Below are 26,714 nucleotides of genomic sequence, written 5' to 3'. Positions count from 1 at the left end.
GTGGGAATGAGGCTCATGAAATCACGGTCTTGTTTTATCGCAATTCCGAATGGAAAACCGCTTCGTACTTTTCCTGGAATTGCTTGTGTTCAGAATGTCAGAGAGCGGCGGAAAGCCAGGATCTTTCGCAGGACGGCACAATCGATATCGGCCGGAACCGGGCGTTCGCCGGTGACCATGGGCAGGAATTCGGTATCGGGAATGTCGAGGAGCCTCTCATATTGGTCGATTTCCTCGTTGGTCAAGACGCCGATCTCAGCGTCGGCGAAAGTGCCGAGGATCAGGTCCATCTCGCGCATGCCGCGATGCCAGGAGCGAAACAGAAGCTTGCGGCGGCGCACGTCCAGCCCCTCGCTTGATCTCGTCGTTCCGGTCATCGTACCGCATCCTTGCTTGCTGCGGCGCATATAGCGTGGATAGAAGGGGCTGTCAGCCTTGCGCTGCCGCCGTCGCAACATAAGCTGACATCATGCGTCCGACCATCCTCGATCCCTTGTTTGTCCCGATCACGTCGCTTGCAGGCGTCGGACCGAAAGTCGGTGCGCTGATCGAGAAGGTTGTTCCGGCCGATCTCGGCGACCGCGCGGCGCGTGCCGGCGATCTTCTGTTCGTGCTGCCGCACACCGTCATCGACCGGCGCAGTCGGCCTGGTATCGCGGGATCCGCGGAAGGCCAGATCGTCACGCTCGATGTGCGCATCGACCGCCACCAGCCGCCACCGCGTGGCAATAGGTCGGTTCCCTACCGGGTCTTCGCCCATGACGATACCGGAGAGATCGCGCTGACCTTCTTCCATGCTCACGCCTCCTATCTCGAAAAGGCGATGCCCGAGGGCGAGCATGTCGTGGTCTCGGGCCGCATGGAATGGTTCAACGGCCGCCCGAGCATGGTCCACCCCGACCATATTGCGCTGGCCAGCGAGGCGGAAAACCTGCCGCTGGTCGAACCGGTCTATCCCCTGACAGCCGGGCTCTCGGGCAAGGTGCTGCGCCGGGCGATCGGCCAGGCGCTGACGCGCGTGCCTGAATTTCCCGAATGGCAGGACGGCGCCTTCATGCGGCGGCACACCTTTGCGGCCTTTGGCGATGCGCTTGCCCGCATCCACAATCCGGCTGACCCGATTGACGTCTCCATCGATGGTGCCGCCTGGCGGCGGCTCGCCTATGACGAGTTGCTGGCGGGCCAGGTCTCGCTGGCGCTGGTGCGAGCGAAAGTCCGCAGGCTGTCCGGGCGACCCCTGGTCGGCGACGGCCGCATCGTCGAAAAACTGCGGGCCGCACTGCCCTATTCGCTGACATCAAGCCAGGAGTTTGCGCTGGCCGAAATCAATGCCGACCTCGCCGACCCAGAGCGCATGCTGCGGCTTCTCCAGGGCGATGTCGGTTCCGGCAAGACCGTCGTCGCGCTGCTGGCCATGGCGCGTGCCGTCGAGGCCGGCGGCCAGGCAGCCTTGATGGCACCGACCGAAATCCTGGCGCGCCAGCATCTTGCGACCATCACGCCGCTTGCCGCCAAGGTAGGGCTTCGCATCGCCATCCTCACCGGTCGCGAGAAGGGCCGCGAACGCGCGGATACGCTGGCCGGCCTGGCAAGCGGCGAGATCGACATCGTCGTCGGCACCCACGCGCTGTTCCAGGAGACCGTCACCTTCAAAGACCTCGTCTTTGCCGTCATCGACGAGCAGCATCGTTTCGGCGTCCATCAGCGGCTTGCCATCACCGCCAAGGGCGACGCGCCAGACATGCTGGTGATGACGGCCACTCCTATCCCGCGCACCCTGGTGCTGACCGCTTTCGGTGACATGGACGTGTCGAAACTGACGGAAAAACCGGCCGGCCGCCAGCCGATCCGTACCGTTACGCTGCCGCTCGAGCGGCTCGACGAACTGGTCGACCGCATGGTGGACGCCGTCGCCGGCGGCCAGAAGATCTACTGGATCTGTCCGCTGGTCGAGGAATCCGAAGAGATCAAACTGATGTCGGCCGAAGACCGCTTCGCCTCGCTGAAACCATTGTTCGGCGATCGCATCGGTCTCGTTCACGGCCGCATGAAGGGTGCAGAGAAGGACGAGGCGATGCGCGCCTTCAAGCAGGGCGAGACACGCATCCTGATCGCCACCACCGTCATCGAGGTCGGCGTCGACGTGCCGGACGCCACCGTCATGGTCATCGAGCATGCAGAGCGCTTCGGCCTTGCCCAACTGCACCAGCTTCGCGGCCGGGTCGGACGCGGTGACAAGCCTTCCTCATGCGTGCTGCTCTACAAGGACCCGCTCGGCGAGACCGCAAAACGCCGGCTGTCGGTGATGCGCGAGACCGAGGATGGGTTCCTGATCGCCGAGGAGGACCTGAAGCTGCGCGGCGAAGGCGAATTGCTGGGCACCCGCCAGTCGGGCACGCCGGGCTTCCAGGTGGCTCGCATCGAGGCGCATGCCGACCTTCTGGAGGCCGCCCGCGACGATGCCAGGCTGATCCTGTCACGCGATCCGGAGCTGCAATCGCAGCGTGGTGAGGCGTTGCGCCTGCTGCTTTACTTGTTCGGTCGCGACGAAGCCGTGCGGCTTCTGCGCGCCGGCTGATCCAGGGCGGCAACCGAAGGGTTGGCCAGCATCCCTTCGATCGGCTCGCCATTCACGACAACCATTTGCTTTACTTCGGGCGCCACCAGACCGGCGGAGACGATCAGCTTGGCGCCATCCTCGATCGTCATGTCGAGCAGCACGATGTCCGACTTCGGCACATACATCAGGAAGCCCGTGGTCGGGTTTGGCGTGCACGGCATGAATACGGCGATCAGCGGATCGCCTTCCTGGTCGAGCTTCTGGTTGATCTCGGTTTCCTTTTCACTGGCGACGAACACCAGCGACCACACGCCCTTGCGCGGATATTCGACCAGCCCGACCTGGCGGAACATGTCACCCTTGTTCGACAGCACGGTCTCGAAAATCTGTTTCAGCGAGCCGTAGATGCCGCGCACCAGCGGCATGCGGCCAAGCAGGCGCTCGCCGAAATTGACGATGGCGCGGCCGACGATGTTTGCCGTCAGGAAACCGATCAGCGTGATCAGGATAAGCGCCACGATCAGTCCGAACCCCGGCACCGGAAACGACAGGTAGGTGTCAGGGCTGTAGCGGGCCGGAATATAAGGCTTCACCCAGGAATCGACCCAGCCGATGAACGACCAGGCAATGTAGGCGGTGATCGCCAAGGGCGCGCAGACGATGAAGCCCGTGAGGAAATAGTTCCTCAGCCGGGTCATGCCGGAGGTCTTGGGAGCATCGGACATGGTTCACCGGAGCGCGGGTTGCAGCGCAACATTAGTGAACCGGACGAAGCTTTGGAACTGCGAAGTTTTTAAAGAGCCGATTATGCCGCTACTTCCAACGGCTCAATCTTCTCGAGCTCCGGCGCCAGCTTTCTGGCTTCGGTTTCAAGCTCATAGGCCTGTTGAAAATTCATCCAGAATTCGGGCGTGGTGTTGAAAAATCTGGCGAGGCGAAGAGCGGTATCGGGAGTCAGGCCGATCTCTTCCTTGGCAATGCGTTCGATACGGGTGCGCGGAAGGTTGAGCTTTTTCGCCAGCGCGCCTGCACTCATGCCGAGCGGGACGAGATATTCTTCACGCAGGAATTCTCCAGGATGAACTGGACGTGCGAACTTCGATGCCATTCGGCCCAACCTCCGGTCTGGAAGGCAAAACCTATTCCACCGTCACCGATTTCGCCAGATTGCGTGGCTGATCGACGTCGGTGCCCATGAACACGGCGGTGAAATAGGCCAGCATCTGTATCGGCAGCGCATAGATGATCGGCGAGATGATTTCGGGCACATCCGGCAGCACGATTGTTTCCATCGTCTTCACGCTCACCTGCGCTGCGCCCTTGCTGTCGGTGATCAGGATGATCTTGCCGCCGCGCGCCGCCACTTCCTGCATGTTGGAAACGGTTTTCTCGAAGATCCGGTCATGCGGCGCGATGACGATGACAGGCATGTTCTCGTCGATCAGCGCGATCGGCCCATGCTTCAGTTCGCCGGCTGCATAGCCTTCGGCGTGGATGTAGGAGATTTCCTTGAGTTTCAACGCGCCTTCCATGGCCAGCGGGAAGTTGGTGTCGCGGCCGAGATAGAGCACGTCCTTGTAGCGCGAGAGTTCGCGCGCGATCCGCTCGATCTGCTCTTCAAGCTTGAGCACCTGGTTGGCGTAGCGCGGCGCTTCCGAAAGCGCGCGCACCAGGGTTTTCTCCTGTTCCTTCGAAATCATACCGCGCGCCACGCCGGCGCGCACCGCAAGCGCGGCCAGCACGGAAAGCTGGCAGGTGAAGGCCTTGGTCGAGGCGACGCCGATCTCGGGTCCGGCAAGCGTCGGCAGCACGACGTCGGATTCGCGCGCCATGGTCGATTCGCGCACATTGACGATCGCGCCGATCTTCATGCCGGCTTTGCGGCAATAACGCAGTGAGGCCAGCGTGTCGGCGGTCTCGCCCGATTGCGAGATGAAAAACGCCGCATCGTTCTCCGAGAGCGGCATTTCGCGGTAACGAAATTCGGAGGCGACATCGATGTCGACGGGCAGGCGCGCGTAGCGCTCGAACCAGTACTTGCCGATCAGGCCGGCCAGATACGCCGTGCCGCAGGCCGAGATCGCCAGCCGACCAATTTTGGCGAAGTCGAACGGCAGGTCGAGCGGCTTCGACACTCCGGAGACGAAATCCACGTAATGCGCCAGCGTGTGCGAGATCACCTCGGGCTGCTCATGGATTTCCTTTTCCATGAAATGGCGTCGGTTGCCCTTGTCGACCATGAAGCTGGTCGACAGCGACTGCTGGCGTTTGCGCTCTACCTTTGTGCCGCCGATATCGAAGATCTCAACACTATTGCGGCGCACCACCGCCCAGTCGCCATCTTCGAGATAGGTGATCGAATTGGTGAACGGGGCGAGCGCGATGGCGTCGGAGCCCAGGAACATCTCGCCATCGCCATGGCCGACGGCCAAAGGCGGACCATTGCGGGCGCCGACGATCAAATCCTCGTCGCCTTTGAACATGATCGCCAGCGCAAATGCGCCTTCCAGCCGCTTCAGCGCCTGGTGCGCGGCTTCGACCGGCTTCAGCCCCTTGGCGAGTTCGCGGGCCACCAGATGCGCCACGACCTCGGTGTCGGTCTGCGACGAAAAAGAATAGCCGTCGCGGACCAGTTCGTCGCGCAGTTCGGCGAAATTCTCGATGATGCCGTTGTGGACGATGGCGACGCCGTCGGAAAAATGCGGATGCGCATTGGTCTCGTTGGGCACGCCATGCGTCGCCCAGCGCGTGTGGCCGATGCCGATCGTGCCATCGAGCGGCTCGTCCTTGAGCCGGCGCTCCAGGTTGATCAACTTGCCTTCGGCGCGGCGGCGGGCGAGTTCGCCACGCTCGATGGTCGCGACGCCGGCCGAATCATAGCCACGGTACTCCAACCGCTTCAGCGCATCGACGATGAGCGGCGCAACCTGCGAGTGGCCGACGATTCCAACGATACCGCACATGCAGAAAGCCCCCGATTCCCCGGAAAACCAGCGCTATTTAGGGATGGCCGGCCTGCCGTGGAAAGTCACATTGCATTTCGTCCCGTATAACGGAACGCTCATTCTGTCGATGCACCATGACAGGCCGCTCTTGCAATCCGGTTACTGCAATCGTTCGGTTGCGGGCTGGTCTTACTTTTTCTTCGCCGCCGCCGCCGAAGCAAAGCGCTCGCGCAACTCCTTGCCCTTGCCTGGAATGGTCTTCTGGCGGGCGCGGCCGAAGGCCAGCGCGTCGTCGGGCACGCTTTCGGTGATCACGCTGCCTGAGGCGATGTAGCCGCCCTTGCCGATGGTGACAGGCGCCACCAGCGACGAATTGGAGCCGACAAAAGCGCCCTCGCCGATGTCCGTGAAGAATTTCGAATAGCCGTCATAATTGCAGGTAATGGTGCCGGCGCCGATATTGGCCCCAGCACCGACACGGGCGTCGCCGATATAGGTCAAATGGTTGACCTTGGCGCCCTCTTCGATGACCGCCTGCTTGACCTCGCAGAAATTGCCGACCTTGGCCTTGTTCCTGAGATCGGCGCCCGGCCGCAGCCGCGCGTACGGCCCGACATCGCAATTCGACGCAATGGTGGCGCCCTCGATATGGCTGAAGGCATGGACCTTGGCGCCCGTGGCAATCTTCACACCCGGACCGAACCAGACATTGGGCTCGACGATGGTATCAGTGCCAATCTCGGTGTCATGCGAGAAATACACGGTCTCCGGCGCGATCAGCGTCACGCCCGACAGCATCGCCTCATGCCGCCGGCGCGCCTGCCAGATAGCTTCGGCTTGCGCCAGTTCGGCGCGGTTGTTGATGCCGAGTGCGCTTTCGAAACTGGCTTCGGTGGCCACGACATCGAGGCCTCGCGCACTGGCGATCTCGACAATGTCGGTGAGATAATACTCGCCCTTTGCATTCTTGTTGCCGACCCGATCGAGCAGCGCCAGCGCATGGGCGCCGGCCACCGCCATCATGCCGGCATTGCAGAAGGTTATTTTCCTCTCCTCCTCGGAGCAGTCCTTCTCCTCGCGGATGGCGGTCAGCTTGCCGTCCTTTTCGATCAACCGGCCATAACCAGTCGGACTGGGCGGGCGGAAGCCGATCACGACGACGGCAGCGCCTTCAGCCAGTTTCAGCCGCGCCATGGTCAGCGCATCTGCATCGATCAGCGGCGTGTCCCCGAACATGACCAGGATATCGTCATAACCCTTTGATATTGCATCGCGCGCGGCAAGCACGGCGTGCGCGGTGCCAAGGCGCTTTTCCTGCACGAAAGTCTCGGCCTTGGGCGCGAACTTTGCCGCGGCCTTGCGCATCTCGTCGGCGCCATGGCCGATCACCAGTGCCTGGCTGCCGGCACCCGCCTCTTCCGCTGCCTTCACCACATGGGCGACCATCGGCAGCCCGGCAATCTGGTGCAGCACCTTCGGCAGCACGCTCTTCATGCGCGTGCCTTCGCCGGCGGCGAGGATGACGGACAGGCAGGATCTCTGGCTCATGGATGGGCAACCATATGAAAGGGTTGGGAATCAAGACAGGGTAGCAGTGGGCCCATGCTTCACCAATGCGGTTAAATTCCGGTGAGATGGCGGAGCAGCTGACTCTTAATCAGCGGGTCTTAGGACAGAATTCGGCAGTCAGCACCCCTACAACAGGCCGTGTTTCCTGAATTCCGCCTGCTCGTCACCCGATATCCAGCCAAACACCTTCAGCTTGCCATCGCGCTTTTCGACGAGATAGTTGATCGCAAAGTCGATGGTCACGAGACTCCCATCCTTGCGTTCATAGTCACCGGACCAGTTTACCTCAGCCACGCAATGGTCCTGATCGATTGGCATCACCGAGACATCGACGCAGGTCATTCTCTTGCTGCCGAGGGCACGATAGGCCTCAAAACCCTTTGTCATAATGGCCTTCAACTGCTCGCCATTCTCGCCAACCATGACCGCCGCCGGCGTCACCGAGACAAAACCCGCCGAATACATGTCCGCGACGTCGTTGAGATCGACGGTGTCGGCGATCGCGTCATTGTAGATTTTCTCATAGGCCTTGAAGAATTTTCGCACATCCGCCTTGGCTACCATTCTCGCCTCCCGGCTCGAAAAAGTGTTGGTCAACGGCACTGCAAATGCGGGCTGGTGTGCATCGTTCCCGTGCGGGGGAGACTACCCCAGCCGCCCCAGCACTGGAAAATTCTCCAGCAGCCAATACGACACGGTCTGCACGCCACCAGTCAGAAAAAACACGCCGGCGATCACCAGCAGCGCGCCGATGGCCTTTTCGACGCGGCCGAGATGGACGCGGAATTTGCCGAGGAAGCGCATGAAGGCGCCGGAAAACAGCGCGGCGATCAGGAACGGGATGCCCAGCCCGAGCGAATAGGCGGCGAGCAGCAGCGCGCCCTCGCCCACCGTTTCACGGCCGCCGGCCAGCGTCAGGATCGGTCCCAGAACCGGGCCGATGCAGGGCGTCCAGCCGAAGGCGAAAGCCAGCCCCATGACATAGGCCGCGACCGCACTTGCCGGCTTTCCCTGTGACTGGAAGCGCGCCTCGCGTGACAGCAGCGGAATGCGCAGGACGCCGAGGAAATTCAGGCCCATCAGGATGATCAGCACGCCTGCGCCCATGGCCAGCGGCTCCTGCCAGACGCGTAGCAGCCGGCCGATGGTCGAGGCGCCGGCGCCGAGCGCGACAAAGACGGTCGAGAAGCCGAGCACGAAGGCGATCGAAGAATAGATCAGCGCGCCGCGTGCGCCTTCACGCGCTGTCGCACCCGCATTGCCACGGAAATCGTCGACCGAGACGCCGGCCATATAACAGAGATAAGGCGGCACCAGCGGCAGCACGCAAGGCGACAGGAACGAAATCGCCCCAGCCCCGACCGCGCTGACATAGCCGATGTCCAATGCCATTTCCAAGAACTCCAATGTCGTGACGCCGATATAGCGACGCGCAGCCTTGTCCACCAATCACCATTGTGTTGGCAAGATCATCCATTGCCCGACGCACTTGCCAGGAAGAAACGACAGCCCGCAGGCGTTGATGCTGTGAGGCCGCGATTTCCCGCGCGTCTCCAGATATCAGTCAGGAGATTTCCATGAAAACCATAACCGCAGGACTGGCAGCGCTTCTGCTCAGCACCGCCGCATCCTTCGCTGCCGACGCGTGGAAGGAAGCCGAGGTCAATGGCGCCAAGATCTACACCGACGCCAATGGCATGACGCTTTACACCTATGACAAGGACGAGAAGGGCAAGAGCAACTGCTACGACAAATGCGCCACCAACTGGCCGCCGCTGAAAGCCGAAGCCGGCGCCAAGGCGGATGACGAGTGGAGCGTCGTCGACCGCACCGACGGCACCAAGATGTGGGCCTATGACGGCAAGCCGGTCTACACCTTCATAAAGGACAAAAAGCCCGGCGATGTGACCGGCGACGGCGTCGGCGAAGTCTGGCATATCGTCAAGGCCGACTAAGCACGCCAGTCCCGCTGCTGGCGGGACAAGGGCTGGTCGCCGGGCATCTCCATGCCACCCGGCGGCCGGCATCGAACAGCGTTATAATGTCGCCCGTCCTGGTTTGGGCAGCATTTCAACGACTCGGCGGAAAAATGAATCGGGTCGTTTCCGCTGACTCAGGCCCACCATCTGCCTTTCCCAAATTCTGTGATTTTCTCCATACACTCTAAGAGTGTATTGCTGCGGACCGGCCCGCAATTTGGGCGCTTCCCCTTGACCGGATGCAAAAGCGCGGCCATGTGAGCGACAAATAGAACGAGATTTCGTCGCGCGCAGCGGAATTCTTCTGCCGCACCACAGCTGATATGAGACCTCATGGACGTCGTCGTCGTCGAATCGCCGGCCAAGGCGAAGACAATCAACAAATACCTCGGCAAGAACTACAAGGTTCTGGCCTCGTTCGGCCATATCAGGGACTTGCCGGCCAAGGATGGCTCGGTGCGTCCGGATGAGGATTTCGCCATGTCCTGGGCGGTCGACACCGCCTCCGGCAAGCGCCTCGCCGACATCGCCAAGGCGGTCAAGGACGCCGACGGACTGATCCTCGCCACCGATCCGGATCGCGAAGGCGAAGCGATTTCCTGGCATGTGCTGGAAGTTCTGAAGCAGAAGCGCGCGCTGAAGGACAAGCCGGTCAGCCGCGTCGTCTTCAACGCCATCACCAAATCGTCGGTGCTGGAAGCGATGGCCAATCCGCGCCAGATCGATGCGCCGCTGGTCGATGCCTATCTCGCCCGCCGGGCGCTGGATTATCTCGTCGGCTTCACGCTGTCGCCGGTGCTGTGGCGCAAACTGCCGGGCGCCCGTTCGGCCGGACGCGTCCAGTCGGTTGCGCTGCGTCTCGTCTGCGACCGCGAATCCGAGATCGAGCGCTTCATCCGCGAGGAATACTGGCAGATCGCTGCACTGCTGGGCACGCCGCGCAACGAGAATTTCGAAGCGCGGCTGACCGCCTTCGATCGCAAGAAGCTGCAAAAGCTCGACATTTCAAACAAGGCGCAGGCCGACGACATCAAGTCGATGCTCGAAGGCGCGACCTTCAAGGCGGTGTCGGTGGAAGCCAAGCCGACCAAGCGCAATCCCGGCCCGCCCTTCACCACCTCGACGCTGCAGCAGGCCGCCTCGTCGGGTCTCGGCTTCTCGGCCAGCCGCACCATGCAGGTGGCGCAACGCCTCTATGAAGGCATGGAGATCGGCGGTGAGACCACCGGTCTGATCACCTATATGCGAACCGACGGCGTACAGATGGCACCCGAGGCGATCGACGCCGCACGCGATGCCATTGCCAAGGAATTCGGTCCGAAATACCTGCCGGAAAAGCCGCGCCAATATACGGCCAAAGCCAAGAACGCCCAGGAAGCGCACGAAGCGATCCGCCCGACGGATTTCATGCGCACCCCGGCATCGGTCAGGCAATATCTCGATTCCGACCAGATGCGGCTCTATGAGCTGATCTGGAAGCGCGCCATCGCCAGCCAGATGCAGCCGGCCGAAATCGAGCGCACCACCGCAGAGATCGAGGCGGTCAATGGATCGCGCACCGCGGAGCTGCGTGCCGTCGGTTCGGTCGTTCGGTTCGACGGTTTCATCGCCGCATACACCGACCAGAAGGACGACGATGCGGAAGACGAGGAAAATCGTCGGCTGCCCGAGATCCGTGCCGGCGAGCAGCTTGCCCGCCAGGCGATCAACGCCACCCAGCACACCACCGAGCCGCCGCCGCGTTACTCCGAAGCGTCGCTGATCAAGAAGCTGGAAGAGCTCGGCATCGGCCGGCCTTCTACCTATACGGCGATCCTGAAGACGCTCGAGGACCGCGACTATGTCACCATCGACAAGCGCCGGCTGGTGCCGCAGGCCAAGGGCCGGCTGCTGTCGGCTTTCCTCGAAAGCTTCTTCAAGCGCTATGTCGAGTACGACTTCACCGCGTCCCTCGAGGAAAAGCTCGACGAGATTTCGGACGGCAAGCTCGCCTGGAAGGACGTGCTGCGCGATTTCTGGAAGGATTTTTCCGGCGCCGTCGCCGACATCAAGGAACTGCGCGTCACCGACGTGCTGGATGCGCTGAATGAAGAGCTGGCGCCGCTGGTGTTCCCCGCGCGCGAGGACGGTTCGAACCCACGCATCTGTCCGAAATGCGGCACCGGCAATCTGTCGCTGAAGCTCGGCAAGTTCGGCGCCTTCGTCGGCTGCTCCAACTATCCCGAATGCTCCTTCACCCGCCAGCTCGGCGATGCCGCCAACCCCAATGGTGAGAATGGCGGCGGCGAAGACGGCACCAAGGTTATCGGCAAGGATCCCTATACGTCAGAGGAAATCACGCTGCGCAGCGGCCGCTTCGGCCCCTATCTGCAACGCGGCGACGGCAAGGAAGCCAAGCGCTCCAGCCTGCCCAAGGGCTGGACGGCAGAGTCGATCGACCACGAAAAGGCGCTGGCGCTGCTGTCATTGCCGCGCGATGTCGGCCAGCATCCGGAAACGGCCAAGATGATCTCGGCCGGGCTCGGCCGTTACGGTCCGTTCGTGCTGCATGACGGCACCTATGCCAATCTCGAAAGCATCGAGGACGTGTTCTCGATCGGCCTCAACCGCGCCGTGTCGGTGATCGCCGAGAAGCAGCTGAAGGGCAAGGGTGGCCGCAATGGCGGCACGGCCGCTGCGCTCAAGGAGCTCGGCGACCACCCCGATGGCGGCGGCAAGATCGTCGTGCGCGACGGCAAATACGGGCCTTACGTGAATTTCGGCAAGGTCAATGCTACGCTGCCCAAGGGCAAGGATCCCCAGTCGGTGACGATGGAGGATGCGCTGGCGCTGATTGCCGAGAAGGAAGCCAAGGGCGGCGGCGGCAAAAAGCCGTTCCGCAAGGCGGCCGCGGCCAAAGCTCCGGCAACCAAGAAAGTAGCCGCCAAGAAGCCGGCTGCGAAGAAGCCGGCCGCGAAGAAAAAAGGGTAGGACAGCGTGGCGCGCAAGATCACCGGCAGAACCCACGGCGATCCGCGCACCGCCGACACCAGGGCCAAGGTCAAGGACGACTATCGGCCGTCGCGTGACGAAATCCTGCGCTACATTGCCGAAAATCCTGATCGCGCCGGCAAGCGCGACATCGCCAAGGCGTTCGCGCTGCGCGGCGACGACCGCATCTGGCTGAAGGATATTTTGCGCGACCTGCAGGACGAAGGCGTCCTCACCAAGGAGCGCAAGGGGCTGGCCCGCGTCGGTGCCCTGCCCCATGTCACGGTCCTCGATATTTTCGACCGCGATGCCGATGGCGTGCTCTTGGCGCGCCCAACCGAACACACAGCCAATGGGCCGCCGCCGATCGTTTCCATCCGCCTGTCGCGCAGTGGCAGTGGACCGGCGCCCGGCATTGGCGACCGCGTGCTGGCCAAGACCTTTCCGGCCGACGACACGAACGTCGCCCTGGGCGGCCCCGCCTACACCGGGCGGGTGGTGAAGATTTTCGAAAAACGTACCGATGCCGTGCTCGGTATCTTTCGCATCCTGCAGGACGGCACCTTCCGCATCGAACCGGTGGAACGGCGCCAGCCCGAACTGATCGTCGACAAGGAATTCCAGAACGGCGCCAAGAATGGCGACCTGGTCGAGGTCGAGCCGGCGCGAGCCTCCCGTTTCGGCTTGCCGAGAGCCAAGGTGCTCAACGTGCTGGGCTCTCTAACCAGCGAAAAGGCGGTCTCTATGATCGCCATCCATGCGCACGACATTCCGCATATCTTCCCGGCCGACGTCATCGCAGAATCCGAAGCCGTCAAACCGGCGACGCTTGACCATCGCGAGGATTGGCGCGACCTGCCGCTGGTCACCATCGATCCGGCCGACGCCAAGGACCATGACGACGCCGTCTTCGCCACGCCGGATCTCGACGAGAAGAACCCCGGCGGCGTGGTTGCCACCGTGGCGATCGCCGACGTCGCCGCCTATGTGCGCTATGGCACTGCACTCGACCGCGAAGCGCTGAAGCGCGGCAACTCGGTCTATTTCCCGGATCGTGTCGTGCCGATGCTGCCCGAGCGCATCTCCAACGATCTCTGCTCGCTGCGCGAGGGCCAGGACCGGCCGGCATTGGCGGTGCGCATGATCTTTTCGGCCGAGGGCCGCAAGCTCAGGCACACCTTCCATCGCGTCATGATGAAGTCGGCGGCAAAGCTCGCCTACCAACAGGCTCAGGCGGCGATCGACGGCGCGCCGGACGACAAGACAGGCCCGATCCTCGAAACCGTGCTGAAGCCACTGTGGGACGCCTATGCGATCCTGAAGCGCGGCCGCGATGGCCGCCAGCCGCTCGAACTCGATCTGCCGGAGCGCAAGATCGTACTCAAGCCGGACGGCACCGTCGACCGCGTCATCGTGCCGGAGCGGCTCGATGCCCACAAGCTCATCGAAGAATTCATGATCCAGGCCAATGTCGCCGCGGCCGAGACGCTGGAGGCGAAGAAGCAGGAGCTGGTCTATCGCGTCCACGACGCGCCGTCGCTCGCCAAGCAGGAATCGCTGCGCGAGTTCCTGCAGACATTGGGCCTGTCACTGGCGCGCGGCGCGCAGATGCAGCCAAGCCAGTTCAACGGCATTTTGGAGCGCGTGCGCGGCGCCGACAATGAAGGCCTTGTCAACGAAGTGGTGCTGCGCTCGCAGAGCCAGGCCGAATACTCGCCAAAAAACATCGGCCATTTCGGTCTCAACCTCCGCCGCTACGCCCATTTCACCTCGCCGATCCGCCGCTATGCCGATTTGATCGTGCATCGCGGACTTATTGCCGCACTCGGACTGGGTCCGGGTGGGCTGACGCAGGACGAAGCGGCACGGCTCGAAGATGTCGCGGTGCTGATCTCCGGCACGGAACGCCGCGCAATGGCGGCCGAGCGGGACACGGTCGACCGTCTGATCGCCGCCTATCTCGCCGAACGCGTCGATGACCGCTTCGATGCCCGCATCTCCGGCGTCACCAAATCAGGACTATTTGTCCAATTGCCGCAGTATGGCGCGGATGGTTTCATCCCGGTGTCAACTCTGGGCGGCGATTACTATATATACGATGAAACGGCTCGCTCCCTGTTCGGAGAACGCTCTGACAAAGGCTACCAACTCGCGGACCGCGTCGAGGTCCGGCTTATCGAGGTGGCGCCGATGGCCGGCGCAATGCGCTTCGAGATGTTGACCGACCCAAAGCCTCTGCCGGGCTCCAAGCGGTCGTTTCACAAGGCCAAGGGCCGCGCCCGCGCGTCGCAATCGCGACCGGGTTCGCGCGGCAGGAGACGATGATGACAACAGCCATGGAAGAACAGGTTTTCGGCGGAGAACATCACTCGGGCCGGGCCGCACGCCCGCTGTGGACGGCGATGAAGCGCGGCCTGCTCGGCCGCTGCCCGCATTGCGGCGAAGGCAAGCTGTTTCGCGCTTTTACCAAGACCGTCGACACATGCGGCGTCTGCGGCGAGGAATTGCATCACCACCGGGCCGACGACCTGCCGGCCTACCTCGTCATCGTCATTGTCGGCCACATCGTGCTGGGCGCCTTCATGGGCGTTGAGGCGACGTCGACTTTGTCCATATGGCAGCACATCGCCATCTGGGTGCCGCTGACCATCCTTTTGTCGGTTGCGCTGCTGCAGCCGGTCAAGGGTGCCGTCATCGGGCTGCAATGGGCCTTCTATATGCACGGCTTCGGCGGCGAGCACGACGTGATCGAGCCGCATCCCGGAGCCTAGGCCGCAGCCAAGAACGCTGCCTGGCGCAACATACCGACCGTGAAAGGCCACTTTCGCTTGCCAGAAGTTTCCGCTAGGTCCTGCGCATGGACGGTATGACCAAGGCGGAAGTCGACAGGATCGAGCGGAGCATGATCGCTCATAGCGACCGGCCAATTCGCCCGCGCGACGCGGCAACCCTCATCCTGCTCGACCGCAAGGACGACGACGTACTGGTTCTGATGGGTCGCCGCCATGCCGGCCACGCCTTCATGCCGGGCAAGTTCGTCTTTCCCGGCGGCCGCACCGATCCGGCCGATAGCCGCATACCGGTCGTCGCCGCCCTGCACCCGGAGCAGGAAGCCAAGCTGATCGCCGGGCCGGGGCGCACAAGCGCCGCACGAGCCCGCGCCATCGCCCTGTCGGCCATCCGAGAGACCTATGAGGAAGCCGGGCTGCTGATCGGCCGCAAGGGTGCTTTCGCAACTCCCAGATCCGACTGGCAAGGCTTTGCCGAACACGGCGTGCAACCCTCTCTCGACATGCTGCGCTTCGTCGCGCGCGCCATCACGCCGCCCAACCGGGTGCGCCGCTTCGACACCCGCTTCTTCAGCGCGTGGCGTGACGACGTCGCGGTCGAACTGCCCGGTGGCGGTCCGACCAACGAACTGGAAGAGCTGGTCTGGCTGCCGCTTGCCAAGGCCAGGGAAGCCGACATACCCGACATCACCCGAATGATCCTGGACGAGTTGGAAAAGCGCCTCGCCCATGATCCACTGTTGCGTCCAGGCGGTCCCGTGCCCTTCTACCGGCTTGTCCGCAGCCGCTTCATCCGCGAACTTCTCTAGAGCAATTCCAGGAAAGTGTGACGCGGTTTTCCGTCCGAATTGCGTAAGATCAAACAGACAGAGTATTCAGCATCCATGACGGTCGATACCCAACCAAAGGGCGACGAGCGCGTACACTGGCTGCCGATGGTGGCGGCGATCTCGTCGATCAGCGTCGTCGGCATCGCCATCGGCCTCGGCATGCCGCTGCTCAGCGTCATCCTTGAAACACGCGGCCACTCGGCTTCGATGATCGGCCTCAACACCGCCGTCGCCGGCCTCGCCTCGATCGCCGGTGCGCCGCTGGCGACCCCGCTCGCCATGCGCTTCGGCGTTGCCTGGACCATGATCGCCATGATCGCCGCCGGCGCGCTGGCCTTTGTCGGCTTCCATTTCGCACCCGATTTCTGGATGTGGTTTCCACTGCGCATCGTGCTGCACATTGCGCTGACGGTGCTGTTCATCCTGTCTGAATTCTGGATCAGCACCTCGGCGCCGCCGCACCGGCGCGGCCTTGTCCTTGGCATCTACGCCACTGTCCTGTCGCTCGGCTTTGCCGCCGGACCGTGGCTGTTCGCTCATCTCGGCAGTTCCGGCTTCAGGCCGTTCGGCGTCATCATCGCGTTGGTGACGCTGGCGGCCATACCCGTGCTGGCAGCACGCAACGAGAGCCCGTCGATCGCCTCGGATGGCGAAACCAGCAATTTCCTGCGCTACATCTGGCTGGTGCCGTCGGCGACCGCTGCCGTGCTGGTGTTCGGCGCGGTGGAAACCGGCGGCTTTGCGCTGTTCCCGATCTACGGCAGCCGAATCGGCTATTCCGAGGCCGATGCGGCCCTTCTGCTGACCATGATCGGCCTCGGCAATGTGTTGTTGCAGATCCCGATCGGCATGATCAGCGACCGCGTCAGCGATCGCCGCTACCTGCTGATTGCCTGCGCGACGGTCGGTCTTATCGGCACCGTGTTCATGCCCTTCTTCGCCCAGAATTGGCATTTGATGGCCGCGCTTCTGTTCGTCTGGGGCGGCGTCGTCGCCGCCATGTACACGATCGGCCTTGCCCATCTCGGCTCGCAGCTTTCCGGCCATGAACTGGCGTCGGCCAATGCCGCCTTCGTGCTGTGCTACGGCGTCGGCATGGTGCTCGGCCCGCAGGCGATCGGCATCGGCATGGATGCGTTCGGCCCGTCCGGCTTCGGCTGGTCGCTCGGCCTGTTCTTCGCCGCCTATATCGCTTTGGTCGCCGTCAGGTTGGTTCGCAAGATCCTGCTGTAGCGCGACTGCGGCCAGCCATGCATTTGGCACGGCACGGTGACAGGCTGCTGACAGAACCGTGTCAGGAGCACAGGGCTAAAAAGGTGTCCCAAAACACTTGAGGACACTTCCATGATCGACAGCGGCTTTGAAACCACATCGCTACGAATGACACTGCTTCTGCTCGTGACCTTCCAGGCTCCGGCCACCGACGTCGACCGCATCATGGATGCGGTGGTGGCGATCGCGCCGCTGGCCATGGGCAAATATGACCGCAATGCCTATCAGTCGGCGCACGGCATCGAACGCTACAGGCCGCTTGACGGTGCGGCCGCCGGCGCCGAAACCGAATTGCGGCGGCGCCCCGGCACGGTCGAGGTTTCCTTCGAACTGCCGGACGACCAGGCGCTGGCCGCCCGCGTCGTCGAGGCGATTTTCCAGGCGCACTCCTACCAGGAACCGGTGATCCGCATTCAGCCGATTCTCGCCAGCCGTTCCAAGGGGCTGGACGACCGCGCCAATCCGAATCGCTGGTGGAACACGACCGGAGACTGGAAGAAGGTTGCGGCATCGGCGACGGAAACCGCATGATTTCCGCTCGCGAGCCGGCTCTGGTGGGTCGCGCAAGGCCTACCGGGCTTGACTTTCCGGGCGCGTTCTTTATGTGTCGCGCCAAGTTTCCCGCGTCCGGGTGTTTCCCCGTGCTCCAGCGGCCAAAACCCCACGAACAAACGGACTGATATCATGGCCAAAGCCGCAAACATCAAGATCAAGCTTCTGTCGACCGCCGACACCGGTTTCTTCTACGTGACCAGCAAGAACAGCCGCACCAAGACCGACAAGCTGTCGTTCCGCAAGTACGACCCGGTCGCCAAGAAGCACGTCGAGTTCAAGGAAACCAAGATCAAGTAATCCGGGTTTCCCGCCGCAATGCCGAAACGCCGCCCAATGGGCGGCGTTTTTCGTTTGTAACAGTTGATTTCGTTGCATCCGAGCAGAGACTCCAGCCAAAGGATTGACCCTTAGCCATGGTTGCGGCACCCTTGGCCGTGGGTTGGGTGTCACGAATAAGGCGCCTATGGATGTCGAAGAAGTTGAAAGCTGCAATCATTGCAGCCCTTGTCGCTCTGGCTGCTGGCTTTGCCGTCAGCAACGGGCTGATAAGCCAGCAGACGGCCGATGAGATCAAGGCCAGGACTGACCAGGTTCTGACTGAGGAAGAGGCCGCACCGCCTGCACCTCAGCCTGACAGCCCCGCCACGCCTTCCACGGAACCCGCACCGCAGGCTCCGACACCTCCCGCCGCGGCACCCCCGCAAGGATCACAACAGGGTCAATGAAGAAGCCTCGCCAGGATGGGCTCCTCTCGTGCGATCGCACCATCTGAGTGTATCGTTTTAATACAATCGCCAATTGGTAGACTTGCACCACGGATAGGTAGTTAGTTTCAGCGTCAGGCAAAAAGGGGGGAAATGCCTCGCACTGGGAGAAAACGATGTCCGTACAAAAAGGCGACTTTCGAACCAACAGAGCCGACTACGTGATTGCCGCGATGCATGGCGGAGTGACCGCCGAAGACAGCGTTCGAGACGAGAACCTGGCAAGGAGAAAGAAGTCCCTGTGGCTGAAGGAGCGGCGATCGGCCAAATCGGCTGAAAACCCGTTGGACAGCTCGCCGCTGTCCAAAAGAAGCCCTCGCGGTTAGCGGTCTACAATCGCCTTCCGCGATCACACCATATCCGCACACAACCCACTCGCCCATATTGCAGGGGCCACCGTCGGTGTTGACTAACTCCGACGGTGGCCTAGTTCGCGGCGAAATGACCTCCGTTCTTTTGAGAAGACGGCGGGACTAAGGTCTTGCGCCCTAGACGCAAAGGTCCGAGCGATCCTGTTAGGTTCCGGAAATGTCTCTTGGACGTTCCGCTATTTTATCCAATTGAAATGTAGCGTTACCGTGCATGTCCCGCCCGATAGCGGCGCCTGATCCGGCTGCCCGCATCCGACCCGGCTGCGTCCCCTCAGCCGATGCGCTCGCCGCTTTTCGCATCGAACAGATGCAGCTGGTCCGGTTCGGCCGCCAACCGCACCACGTCGCCGGACTTGACGCCGGCACGGCCCATGGCAAAGACGCACAGCTGCTGGCTGGCTAGCTTGACGTAGAACTGCGTCGAAAGGCCGAGCGGCTCGACCACACCCACCTCGCCCTTCAACGCACCCTCGTCCGCCAGCTTGATATGCTCGGGCCGCAAACCGACGGTGATGGCGTCACCGTGGGTCAGTGGCAGGCCTTCCGGCAGCCGCAGCGCCTGGCCGTCGGTCAGTACGGCCTCCAACGTAGCGCCCTTACGAACCGTCGCCGGCAGAAAATTCATGCCGGGTGAACCAATGAAACCCGCAACGAACATGTTGGCCGGCCGGTCGTAGAGATCGAGCGGCGCGCCGACCTGCTGGATCAGCCCGTCATGCATGACGACGATCCGGTCGGCCATGGTCATCGCCTCGATCTGGTCGTGCGTGACATAGACCGATGTCGTCTTCAGTTGCTGGTGCAGCGCCTTGATCTCGGCGCGCATATGGACGCGCAGCTTGGCGTCGAGGTTCGACAGCGGCTCGTCGAACAGGAAGACCTTGGGGTCGCGCACGATCGCCCGGCCCATGGCGACGCGCTGGCGCTGGCCGCCGGACAATTGCCGCGGCAGGCGCTGCAGGAAGGTGTCGAGCCCGAGCCGCTTGGCGGCGCCGTCCACCCTGGAGTCGATCGTCGCCTTCTCCGCCTTCTTCAGGAGCAGGCTGAAGCCCATGTTCTTCGACACGTCCATATGCGGATAAAGCGCGTAGGACTGGAACACCATGGCGATGTCGCGGTCCTTGGGTGCTACGTCATTGACCAGCCGCTCGCCAATGCGGATCTCGCCGCCGGAAGCCTCCTCCAGCCCGGCGATCATGCGCAAAAGCGTGGACTTGCCGCAGCCCGACGGCCCAACCAGGACGACGAACTCGCCATCGGCGATTTCAAGGTCGACCGCGTGCAGGACGCGGACGGCGCCATAGTCCTTGCGGACCTTCTCGAGCGTAACAGAGGCCATCGATCTATCCTTTGACGGCGCCGGCGGTCAGGCCGGTGACGAGATAGCGTTGCAGGAAGGCGAAGAAGATGCAGACCGGGATCAACGCCAGGATGGATGCCGCCATCATCTGTCCCCAATCGACGGCGAACTTGCCGATGAAGGTGAGCAAGCCGACGGCGAAGGTCTTCTGGTCGTCGCTGGAAATCAGCATCAGCGCGAACAGAAGCTCGCTCCAGGCGGCGGTGAAGACGAAGCCGAGCGTGGCGCCCATGCCCGGCAGCGTCAGCGGTACAATCACCTTGCGCATCGCCTGCGCACGCGTGCAGCCGTCGATCATCGCCGCTTCCTCCAGATCCTTGGGGATGCCGTCGAAGAAGGACTGCATGAGGAAGGTGGCAAAAGCCGTGTTGAAGGCGGTGTAGATGATGATCAGCCCGGTCAGGCTGTTGATCAGTCCGATCTGACCCATCACGCGGTAGATCGGCGGAATGACCATCACCAGCGGAAAGGTCTGGGTCAAAAGCAACATCAGCGCCAGTGCTGCCTTGCCGCGAAAGGTGAAGCGCGACATGGCATAGCCGGCAAGCGTGGCGATGATTGTCACCAGTGCCGCCGTCGATACCGAGACGATGACGCTGTTGAGGAAATAGCGCGGGAAATCGGTGGCCTCGAGCACGGTTACGAAGTTCTGCAGCGTCATGTGCGACGGCCAGAAGGTGATGCCTTCGGAATAAAGCAGCCGCTCCGGCGTGACCGAGATCCTCAGCGTCCAGTAGATCGGGAACAAGGCAAAGAGCACGTAAGCCGCGATTGCCGCGTAGAGGCCGATGCCGCCGAAGAAGCGCTGCGAGGTTGAACGTCCTGCGATCATCAGACGTGCCTCACAAGCGTGCGGCGGATACCGATCAGCGCAATCGCATAGGCAATGAGCAGGACCAATAGCAGCACGGCCACCGCCGAGGCATAGCCCTTGTCCAGCGATTTGAAGGCGCTGACATAGATGTAGACCGGCACAGTGTTGGTCGAGCCGGCTGGCCCGCCCTCCGTCATCACGAAGATCAGGTCGGCGAAGGTGGCGATCCAGATGGTGCGCAACATCACGGTGATGGCGATGGTCGGCGCCAGAAACGGCAGCGTCACCTTGGTGAAGCGCTGCCAGGGCGAAGCGCCGTCGATCGCCGCCGCCTCATGCAGTTCCGACGGGATCGACTTCAGCGCCGCCAAGAGCGTGATGGCGAAGAAAGGAATGCCGAACCAGATATTGGCGACGATCGGCCCCCACATGGCGGTTGACGGATCGGACAGCACATTGGTCGGCTCGGCCTTCAGCCCCAATGCAAACAGCCAGTGCGGCAGCGGGCCGATGATCGGATTGAACAGCCAGGCCCAGGTCAGGCCCGACAGGAAGGACGGCACCGCCCAGGGCAGGAACACCAGGGCTTGTACAGCCTTGCGGCCGCGAAACGGCTTGTCGAGCAGAAGCGCCAGGCCAAGGCCGAGGAAGAACTGGAAGAAAAGGCTGGCGACCGTCCACCACAACGTGTTGACCAGCGCCTGGCCCAGCACCTGATCCGACAGCATCGCCTGATACTGGCCGAGCCCGACATATTCGGACTTGAAGGCGGAGAACTTGCGGAAGGAGTAGCTGATGCCGATGACCAGCGGCACCAGAAGCACCACGACCAGCAGGATGATCGCCGGGCTGAGATAGAGCCATGGCTCGATAGCGGCATGGGATAGCCGCTTGCGACGCGGCTTGCCGACGGATCGTATTTCGGACACGGCGTAGGTCATTGGCTCGGGGGCGCTCCTGGAACGGCGTCGGGGACAGCGTCCTTCTCCCCGTTCACGGGGAGAAGATGCCGGTCCACCCTCCGCAGCTGCTGCGGATGACGGGCAGGCAGATGAGGGGCAGCGCGAACCTATCGAGGCATAGCGCCGCCCCTCATCCGTCACTTCGTGACACCTTCTCCCCTTGAACGGCGAGAAGGGAAGAAAAACTACTTCTTGTTCTTCGCCAGCCAGTCCTGCTGTTCCTTGGTCAGGAAGGCAGCCCACTGGTCGGCGACGTCCTTGGCCGTCTTCTGGCCAAGCAGCACTTCCTGAAAATTCTTGATCGCCACCTGGTCGACGAAATTGCCGAGGTTCTCCAGATGCGTCGGCGGGGTGACCATTTCATATTTGGAGCTGTCGCTGAGCTCCGTGAACCAGCCCTTGAACTGCTCGGTCTTGAAATGGGGATCCTGGTCGGCACCGTTGTGGATCGGGACGACGCCGACTTCCTTGGCCCATTCCAGATTGTCCTTCGGCGACAAAAGGGTCGCCATCAGCTTCCAGGCGTCGTCCTTGTGCTGCGAGTTGGCGAACATGGCCCAACCGGCATAGCCGAGTGTCGGATAGGATTTGCCGCTCGGCCCGACCGGCAATGGCGCTACCGCGAAATCGTCGGCGCTCATCTTGTCGGCGATGCCGAGCAGCGCGTCCGGATCCTGGTTGAGCATGGCGCAGGTGCCGGAATAGAAGCCGGTGACCGTTTCGTTGAAACCCCAGCTCACCGCATCCTTCGGCGCCAGTCCGTCCTTGTACATGTCGGCCAGCATCTGCAGGCCCTTGACCGAGCCCTCCTCGTTGATCGTCGAAGTGCCGTCCTCGTTGAAGTAACCGCCCTTGCCGGCGGCGATGTTCATGAACATGTGCATGCCATTGAAGGCGCCCGGCCCGCCGCGCAGGCAGTAGCCGTACTTGCCCGGGAGCGCGGAAATCTTCTTGGAATCGGCGACGAAATCTTCAAGCGTCGCCGGCGGGCCATCGAGGCCGGCCTCCTTGAACAGTTTCTTGTTCCAGAACAGCGCGTTCACATAGTAGCCGTAGGGGATCATGAACTGGGTGTTGTTGACGGTCGAGCCGAACTGTTTCGCGCGGTCGCCAAGCGTCTTGGCGTCATCCCATTTGGCCATATACGGGCCGAGATCCTCGAGTTGGGCATTGTTGGCATAGAGGCCCATCCAGCGCTCCGGCATCTCGACCACGTCGGGCGTATCGCCGGCCTGCACCATGGTCAGGAATTTCTCGAACGCCTGCCCCCAGGGCAGCGAGATCAGCTCGACCTTGATGCCTGGATTGGCCGTTTCGAACTCCGCGATCTGCTTCTTCAGGAATTCGGTGCGTGGCGGGCTGGTGATGACTTCGACCATTTTCAGGGTCGAATCGGCCACAGCATTTCCGGCGGAAATCGCCAGTCCCGCAACGGTGGCAAGCATGACGGTCAGTTTTTTCATGTTCAAGACTCCCATTTTGAACCCGCTTGTTATTTTCTGGCTTTTTCGAAGGCTTGGGCGACGTCAGCCCACAGGTCTTCGACACTCTCCAATCCGACATTGAAGCGGATGGTTCGGGGGCTGACGCCGAAGCGCGCCATCGAATTCAGGCCCGGCGTCTGCTCCAGCGACGCCTTGGCCGGCACGACCAGGCTTTCATGCCCGCCCCAACTGACGCCGATGCGGAAATATTTCAGCGCGTCGACGAAGACGGGGATGTCGATCTCGTCCGTAACCTCGAAGGAGAACAGCCCGGCATAGCCGGCCAGCGTCGCCTTGCCCAGGTGGTTCGAATAGACGGGATGGTTGACCCGCTCGACAGCGGCATGCGCCTTCAGCCGTTCGGCGATGGTCAGGCCGCTCTTCATGTGGTGCGGCAGGCGCAGCGGCAGCGTGCGCAGGCCGCGCAGCAAAAGCCACGCCTCGAACGGTGACAGCTTGCCGCCGAGATAGGAATAGGTCTGCTCGTTGATGTGCTTGATGTAGGCAGCCGAACCCGCCACGACGCCCGCGACCGTATCGCTGTGGCCGCCAAGGTATTTCGAGGCCGAATGCAGCACCAGGTCGACGCCATGCGTGATCGGCTTCTGGAACACCGGCGTCGCCCAGGAATTGTCGATCGTGGTGACGATGCCCTGTTCCTTGGCCAACCGTGTCAGATGCGCGATGTCCTGCAGCTCGAACATCATCGAGGTCGGGCTTTCCAGATAAAGCAGCTTGGCGCCGGGAAGTGCCGCCGCGACCGCATCCGGCTCGGAGCCGTCGACATAGTCGACCTTGATGTTGAGGCGCGGCAACAGCCGCTCGAACAAACGGTAGGCATCGCCATAGCAATTGCGCACCGCCACGATGCGCTCGCCCGCACCGACGAACGCAAGCACTGTGGCGCTGATCGCCGCCATGCCACTGGAAAAGCCGCGCGCGGCTTCTGCGCCCTCGAGCGCTGCCACGCGCGCCTCGAACTCCATCACCGTGGGATTGTCGCCGCGCGAGTAGATCGGCTGCCTTCGTTTGCCGGCAAAGGTATCGGCCATCTCGGCATAGTTGGCGAAGGTGAACAGCGAGGTCTGGTAGATCGGCGGCACCACCGCACCGCCGGGGAACGGTTCGTCATGCGCCAAAAGCGTGGCCGCTTCGGTGAGATACTCGTAATCGAAACCTGATGGATGCTCGTTCATGTCTGGCTCGAGAGTTTGAGTTTGGCCGCGCCGCGCTTGAGGTCGTCCTCGACGGTGGCGATCAGCTTGAGCGCCTCGGCGCGAGCGCCCTGCGGATCGCGGGCAGCAATGCGTTCGTAGATGGTCCGGTGGTAGGGAAAGCTGGCGTGGCCGAAGTCACGCACGCCGAGCGGATGCTCCCAGAAGCGGTGAAACAGCTCATGCATGGCGGCGATGATCTGCTCGAACAGCGGATTGCCCGAGACCCGGTAGATCGCCTGGTGGAACTCCCAATCCTCTTCCGACGACATGCCCTCGCGCGTGCGGAACGCCTGTTCCATGATGTCGAGCTTGCGTGCGATCTCGGCAATATCGGCTTGGCTGGCGCGTTCGGCGCAAAGGGCTGCTGCCTCCGCCTCCAGCGCGCGGCGGATCTCCAGCGTCTGCATCAGGCTGGTGAAATCATTGCCGCCGGCCAGTGTCAGCGGCATGTGCAGCATATCAGGCGAAACAGCCGCCTTGAGATAGGTGCCGCTGCCTTGCCGGCGTTCGACGAGGCCGAGCCCTTCCCAGCGTGTCAGAGCCTCGCGCACGGTGTTGCGGCTGACCTTCAGCCGCTCGGCGAGAATGCGTTCGGTTGGGAGTCTGTCGCCCAGCTGCAGGGCTTCGGCGCGAACAAATCCCACCAACGCCTTCAACACGGCGTCGTCGCGCGCCGTGATTTGAATGGGTGGCAGGCTGTTCTGGTCCACATTTCCTCCGAGTGGTCCAATGGTCCAACCAATTCTGCACAGTTGAAAACTCCTGTCAACCAACTGTCAGGAGCACTGTCGGAGGAAGCGACGCAATATTCTCAAGGCGGTCGCGCGATCGCTTCGATCGCGTCTGCTAACCTGCGGCAGCAGGCGGCCCGAACCAGGTGGTCAGCGCGTCCACAAGGCCCCGTTGGGCTCCCGCCCCGGCCCAAGCCACATAACCATCGGGCCGGATCAAGGCCGCGTCGGGCGCAACGACACTCCCGAGAGCCGGGAGGTCCCAGATACCGGCGTAACCGGCGTCGATCTGCCGGACCCGTTCTGCCCAAGGCGCGATGTCCAGTCTGCCGGGCTCACCGAGGTTGAGCAGCACGGGCCGCGCGTCGTGCAGCAAGGTGAAGACCCGCAACGGTCCGCCGGCGGTGGTCAGATCGAGATCGGGCATTCGCCGCCCAAGCAGCGGGTGCCCCTCGCCGAGGTCGTAGTGGACACCCAGGCCGGACATCTCGGCTGCGATCTTTTTGCGGGGTTCATCCATGCCGAGCAACTCGGCAACGGTGTCGGCCAAGGCCTTGCTGCGGTCATCCGTGCGGCGAAGCGCGACCTGCGCCATCGTGTTACGCAACACGCGGGCGGCAACCGGATGGCGCTCGGCATGATAGCTGTCGAGAAGGCTTTCCGGCGATATCCCCTTGATGACCTGGGCCAGCTTCCATCCAAGGTTCACCGCATCCTGCACGCCGATGTTGAGGCCCTGTCCACCCATCGGCGGATGGACGTGGGCGGCATCGCCGGCCAGGAGCACGCGTCTGTCGCGATATGCGGCAGCCTGGCGCGTCATGTCGGTGAAGCGGGAGAGCCAGGTCGGGCTGTGGACCCCGAAATCGGTGCCATAGATGGCAGCCAGCGCCTCGCTGAGCTCGCGTAGCGTCGGTTCGCCGCGCGCCTCCAGGCGGGGCTCCGTCAGCACGACGCCAACCTTCTTGCCGTCCTCGATCTTACCCAGGGCATGAATTCCGGAGGCGTTGCTGCGGAAGCCCCATGGCGGTTCTTCCGACATTTCGACCTCGGCAATCATCCAGCTCATCGTCGGATCCCATCCGGCGAACTCGATACCGGCCGCCTTGCGAATGGTGCTGCGGCCTCCGTCGCAGCCGACCAGATATGCGGCCCTCAGGCGGTGACCGGTGGACAGTTCGACGTCGACGCCGCTGTCGTCCTGGATAAACCCCGCAACCTCGTGTTCACGATAGATCGGCACCTTCAACTCGCCGACCCAGTCGGCCAGGATGCGCTCGATGTGGTTCTGCCGCAACGCCAACAGGTAATTGTGCCGGGTTGGGAAATCGCTGATGTCTAGGCGGATCATGTGAAAACCTACGGCCGGGCTCACTTGGCCCTGCGAGAGGAACCGATCGGCAATTCCGCGCTGGTCGAGCACCTCGATGGTGCGTGCATGGAGGCCGCCTGCGCGCAGGCCGGCAAGTTTCTGATCCGGCCGCCTTTCGACAATGGCAACGTCGACGCCTGCTAGCGCCAGTTCGCCGCCAGCATCAATCC

At 62.6% G+C, this 26,714-nt stretch carries 25 protein-coding genes; 11 read left to right on the top strand and 14 right to left on the bottom strand.

Annotation, left to right across the window (positions count from 1 at the left end; genetic code table 11):
* Positions 1–89: 89 nt before the first annotated feature.
* The gene (locus EN990_RS27680) at positions 90–377 is read right to left on the bottom strand and encodes a succinate dehydrogenase assembly factor 2 (RefSeq protein ID WP_013531907.1); all 288 of its coding nucleotides are present in this window, start codon (positions 375–377) and stop codon (positions 90–92) included.
* 92 nt (positions 378–469) lie between these two features.
* Between EN990_RS27680 and recG the strand changes: the two genes are divergently transcribed.
* A complete protein-coding gene (recG, locus tag EN990_RS27675) occupies positions 470–2,578 on the top strand; it encodes an ATP-dependent DNA helicase RecG (RefSeq protein ID WP_127369471.1) in 2,109 nt (702 codons plus the stop codon).
* On the opposite strand, the gene EN990_RS27670 is transcribed toward recG, so the two are convergent.
* The 6 genes from EN990_RS27670 to EN990_RS27645 form a co-directional block, all read right to left on the bottom strand.
* Positions 2,530–3,285, bottom strand: coding sequence for a DUF502 domain-containing protein (locus EN990_RS27670; RefSeq protein WP_127369470.1), 756 nt, complete (start codon positions 3,283–3,285; stop codon positions 2,530–2,532). The genes recG and EN990_RS27670 overlap by 49 nt on opposite strands.
* 80 nt (positions 3,286–3,365) lie before the next feature.
* Positions 3,366–3,668, bottom strand: a complete 303-nt coding sequence (locus tag EN990_RS27665) for a HigA family addiction module antitoxin (protein ID WP_027161478.1) — start codon at positions 3,666–3,668, stop codon at positions 3,366–3,368.
* 31 nt (positions 3,669–3,699) lie between these two features.
* On the bottom strand, positions 3,700–5,523 hold the full coding sequence (gene glmS, locus EN990_RS27660) for a glutamine--fructose-6-phosphate transaminase (isomerizing) (protein WP_127369469.1): 1,824 nt from the start codon (positions 5,521–5,523) through the stop codon (positions 3,700–3,702).
* A 171-nt stretch (positions 5,524–5,694) separates the two neighbouring features.
* The gene (gene glmU, locus EN990_RS27655) at positions 5,695–7,053 is read right to left on the bottom strand and encodes a bifunctional UDP-N-acetylglucosamine diphosphorylase/glucosamine-1-phosphate N-acetyltransferase GlmU (protein WP_127385586.1); all 1,359 of its coding nucleotides are present in this window, start codon (positions 7,051–7,053) and stop codon (positions 5,695–5,697) included.
* 147 nt (positions 7,054–7,200) lie between these two features.
* Positions 7,201–7,638: a hypothetical protein gene (locus tag EN990_RS27650; RefSeq protein WP_013531913.1), complete on the bottom strand. Its 438-nt coding sequence runs from the start codon at positions 7,636–7,638 to the stop codon at positions 7,201–7,203.
* Positions 7,639–7,719: 81 nt separating this feature from the next.
* Positions 7,720–8,466, bottom strand: coding sequence for a cytochrome c biogenesis CcdA family protein (locus tag EN990_RS27645; RefSeq protein ID WP_013531914.1), 747 nt, complete (start codon positions 8,464–8,466; stop codon positions 7,720–7,722).
* Between the two features lie 185 nt (positions 8,467–8,651).
* Here EN990_RS27645 and EN990_RS27640 point away from each other — a divergent pair, with 185 nt between their 5' ends.
* From EN990_RS27640 to EN990_RS27595, 10 genes are all read left to right on the top strand, one after another.
* The gene (locus EN990_RS27640) at positions 8,652–9,029 is read left to right on the top strand and encodes a hypothetical protein (protein WP_024503571.1); all 378 of its coding nucleotides are present in this window, start codon (positions 8,652–8,654) and stop codon (positions 9,027–9,029) included.
* Between the two features lie 357 nt (positions 9,030–9,386).
* Positions 9,387–12,023 (top strand): type I DNA topoisomerase, encoded by a 2,637-nt coding sequence (gene topA / locus EN990_RS27635; RefSeq protein WP_064995803.1) that lies wholly within the window; start codon positions 9,387–9,389, stop codon positions 12,021–12,023.
* A 6-nt stretch (positions 12,024–12,029) separates the two neighbouring features.
* Positions 12,030–14,348 carry a ribonuclease R gene (gene rnr / locus EN990_RS27630; RefSeq protein WP_127385622.1) on the top strand — a complete coding sequence of 773 codons (2,319 nt, stop codon included), beginning with the start codon at positions 12,030–12,032 and terminating at the stop codon, positions 14,346–14,348.
* An 11-nt stretch (positions 14,349–14,359) separates the two neighbouring features.
* Positions 14,360–14,794 carry a DUF983 domain-containing protein gene (locus tag EN990_RS27625; protein WP_024503574.1) on the top strand — a complete coding sequence of 145 codons (435 nt, stop codon included), beginning with the start codon at positions 14,360–14,362 and terminating at the stop codon, positions 14,792–14,794.
* An 86-nt stretch (positions 14,795–14,880) separates the two neighbouring features.
* The gene (locus tag EN990_RS27620) at positions 14,881–15,621 is read left to right on the top strand and encodes an NUDIX domain-containing protein (RefSeq protein WP_027161472.1); all 741 of its coding nucleotides are present in this window, start codon (positions 14,881–14,883) and stop codon (positions 15,619–15,621) included.
* A 75-nt stretch (positions 15,622–15,696) separates the two neighbouring features.
* Positions 15,697–16,875, top strand: a complete 1,179-nt coding sequence (locus EN990_RS27615) for an MFS transporter (RefSeq protein ID WP_024503576.1) — start codon at positions 15,697–15,699, stop codon at positions 16,873–16,875.
* Positions 16,876–16,986: 111 nt separating this feature from the next.
* Positions 16,987–17,445 (top strand): hypothetical protein, encoded by a 459-nt coding sequence (locus EN990_RS27610; RefSeq protein WP_127369723.1) that lies wholly within the window; start codon positions 16,987–16,989, stop codon positions 17,443–17,445.
* 153 nt (positions 17,446–17,598) lie between these two features.
* Positions 17,599–17,766 carry a 50S ribosomal protein L33 gene (gene rpmG, locus EN990_RS27605; protein WP_006201775.1) on the top strand — a complete coding sequence of 56 codons (168 nt, stop codon included), beginning with the start codon at positions 17,599–17,601 and terminating at the stop codon, positions 17,764–17,766.
* Positions 17,767–17,936: 170 nt separating this feature from the next.
* Positions 17,937–18,194: a hypothetical protein gene (locus tag EN990_RS27600; protein WP_024503578.1), complete on the top strand. Its 258-nt coding sequence runs from the start codon at positions 17,937–17,939 to the stop codon at positions 18,192–18,194.
* Positions 18,195–18,349: 155 nt separating this feature from the next.
* Positions 18,350–18,559: a hypothetical protein gene (locus EN990_RS27595; RefSeq protein WP_013531922.1), complete on the top strand. Its 210-nt coding sequence runs from the start codon at positions 18,350–18,352 to the stop codon at positions 18,557–18,559.
* A 316-nt stretch (positions 18,560–18,875) separates the two neighbouring features.
* Here EN990_RS27595 and ugpC read toward each other — a convergent pair whose 3' ends face one another.
* The 7 genes from ugpC to EN990_RS27560 form a co-directional block, all read right to left on the bottom strand.
* Positions 18,876–19,943: a sn-glycerol-3-phosphate ABC transporter ATP-binding protein UgpC gene (ugpC, locus tag EN990_RS27590; protein ID WP_127385879.1), complete on the bottom strand. Its 1,068-nt coding sequence runs from the start codon at positions 19,941–19,943 to the stop codon at positions 18,876–18,878.
* A 4-nt stretch (positions 19,944–19,947) separates the two neighbouring features.
* A complete protein-coding gene (locus EN990_RS27585) occupies positions 19,948–20,796 on the bottom strand; it encodes a carbohydrate ABC transporter permease (protein ID WP_127369777.1) in 849 nt (282 codons plus the stop codon).
* Positions 20,796–21,719 (bottom strand): sugar ABC transporter permease, encoded by a 924-nt coding sequence (locus tag EN990_RS27580; protein ID WP_013531925.1) that lies wholly within the window; start codon positions 21,717–21,719, stop codon positions 20,796–20,798. Before EN990_RS27580 ends, EN990_RS27585 begins: the two co-directional genes overlap by 1 nt.
* A 206-nt stretch (positions 21,720–21,925) precedes the next feature.
* Positions 21,926–23,203, bottom strand: coding sequence for a sugar ABC transporter substrate-binding protein (locus tag EN990_RS27575; RefSeq protein WP_013531926.1), 1,278 nt, complete (start codon positions 23,201–23,203; stop codon positions 21,926–21,928).
* Between the two features lie 29 nt (positions 23,204–23,232).
* Entirely contained in the window at positions 23,233–24,420 is a 1,188-nt protein-coding gene (locus EN990_RS27570; protein WP_127385646.1) for a PLP-dependent transferase, read from the bottom strand.
* Positions 24,417–25,151 (bottom strand): FadR/GntR family transcriptional regulator, encoded by a 735-nt coding sequence (locus tag EN990_RS27565; RefSeq protein ID WP_013531928.1) that lies wholly within the window; start codon positions 25,149–25,151, stop codon positions 24,417–24,419. The genes EN990_RS27570 and EN990_RS27565 overlap by 4 nt, the downstream gene beginning before the upstream one ends.
* 136 nt (positions 25,152–25,287) lie before the next feature.
* Complete coding sequence (locus tag EN990_RS27560) at positions 25,288–26,712, bottom strand: FAD-dependent monooxygenase (protein ID WP_127388439.1); 1,425 nt, start codon at positions 26,710–26,712, stop codon at positions 25,288–25,290.
* Positions 26,713–26,714: the final 2 nt, after the last annotated feature.

It is taken from the genome of Mesorhizobium sp. M7A.F.Ca.US.005.03.1.1 (genome assembly GCF_003997975.1).
GTDB lineage: Bacteria > Pseudomonadota > Alphaproteobacteria > Rhizobiales > Rhizobiaceae > Mesorhizobium > Mesorhizobium ciceri.
This window is presented reverse-complemented; position numbering and strand designations above follow the sequence as displayed.

What these genes read in the sequence shown, in the direction of transcription:
- recG (WP_127369471.1), top strand. Translation starts at nt 470, where the DNA reads ATGCGTCCGACCATCCTCGATCCCTTGTTTGTCCCGATCACGTCGCTT.
- glmU (WP_127385586.1), bottom strand. Translation starts at nt 7,053, where the DNA reads ATGAGCCAGAGATCCTGCCTGTCCGTCATCCTCGCCGCCGGCGAAGGC.
- EN990_RS27595 (WP_013531922.1), top strand. Translation starts at nt 18,350, where the DNA reads ATGTCCGTACAAAAAGGCGACTTTCGAACCAACAGAGCCGACTACGTG.
- EN990_RS27640 (WP_024503571.1), top strand. Translation starts at nt 8,652, where the DNA reads ATGAAAACCATAACCGCAGGACTGGCAGCGCTTCTGCTCAGCACCGCC.
- EN990_RS27575 (WP_013531926.1), bottom strand. Translation starts at nt 23,203, where the DNA reads ATGAAAAAACTGACCGTCATGCTTGCCACCGTTGCGGGACTGGCGATT.
- EN990_RS27580 (WP_013531925.1), bottom strand. Translation starts at nt 21,719, where the DNA reads ATGACCTACGCCGTGTCCGAAATACGATCCGTCGGCAAGCCGCGTCGC.
- EN990_RS27650 (WP_013531913.1), bottom strand. Translation starts at nt 7,638, where the DNA reads ATGGTAGCCAAGGCGGATGTGCGAAAATTCTTCAAGGCCTATGAGAAA.
- EN990_RS27665 (WP_027161478.1), bottom strand. Translation starts at nt 3,668, where the DNA reads ATGGCATCGAAGTTCGCACGTCCAGTTCATCCTGGAGAATTCCTGCGT.
- EN990_RS27625 (WP_024503574.1), top strand. Translation starts at nt 14,360, where the DNA reads ATGGAAGAACAGGTTTTCGGCGGAGAACATCACTCGGGCCGGGCCGCA.
- rpmG (WP_006201775.1), top strand. Translation starts at nt 17,599, where the DNA reads ATGGCCAAAGCCGCAAACATCAAGATCAAGCTTCTGTCGACCGCCGAC.
- EN990_RS27620 (WP_027161472.1), top strand. Translation starts at nt 14,881, where the DNA reads ATGGACGGTATGACCAAGGCGGAAGTCGACAGGATCGAGCGGAGCATG.
- EN990_RS27610 (WP_127369723.1), top strand. Translation starts at nt 16,987, where the DNA reads ATGATCGACAGCGGCTTTGAAACCACATCGCTACGAATGACACTGCTT.
- EN990_RS27600 (WP_024503578.1), top strand. Translation starts at nt 17,937, where the DNA reads ATGTCGAAGAAGTTGAAAGCTGCAATCATTGCAGCCCTTGTCGCTCTG.
- EN990_RS27645 (WP_013531914.1), bottom strand. Translation starts at nt 8,466, where the DNA reads ATGGCATTGGACATCGGCTATGTCAGCGCGGTCGGGGCTGGGGCGATT.
- ugpC (WP_127385879.1), bottom strand. Translation starts at nt 19,943, where the DNA reads ATGGCCTCTGTTACGCTCGAGAAGGTCCGCAAGGACTATGGCGCCGTC.
- EN990_RS27680 (WP_013531907.1), bottom strand. Translation starts at nt 377, where the DNA reads ATGACCGGAACGACGAGATCAAGCGAGGGGCTGGACGTGCGCCGCCGC.
- EN990_RS27615 (WP_024503576.1), top strand. Translation starts at nt 15,697, where the DNA reads ATGACGGTCGATACCCAACCAAAGGGCGACGAGCGCGTACACTGGCTG.
- topA (WP_064995803.1), top strand. Translation starts at nt 9,387, where the DNA reads ATGGACGTCGTCGTCGTCGAATCGCCGGCCAAGGCGAAGACAATCAAC.
- EN990_RS27585 (WP_127369777.1), bottom strand. Translation starts at nt 20,796, where the DNA reads ATGATCGCAGGACGTTCAACCTCGCAGCGCTTCTTCGGCGGCATCGGC.
- glmS (WP_127369469.1), bottom strand. Translation starts at nt 5,523, where the DNA reads ATGTGCGGTATCGTTGGAATCGTCGGCCACTCGCAGGTTGCGCCGCTC.
- EN990_RS27670 (WP_127369470.1), bottom strand. Translation starts at nt 3,285, where the DNA reads ATGTCCGATGCTCCCAAGACCTCCGGCATGACCCGGCTGAGGAACTAT.
- EN990_RS27570 (WP_127385646.1), bottom strand. Translation starts at nt 24,420, where the DNA reads ATGAACGAGCATCCATCAGGTTTCGATTACGAGTATCTCACCGAAGCG.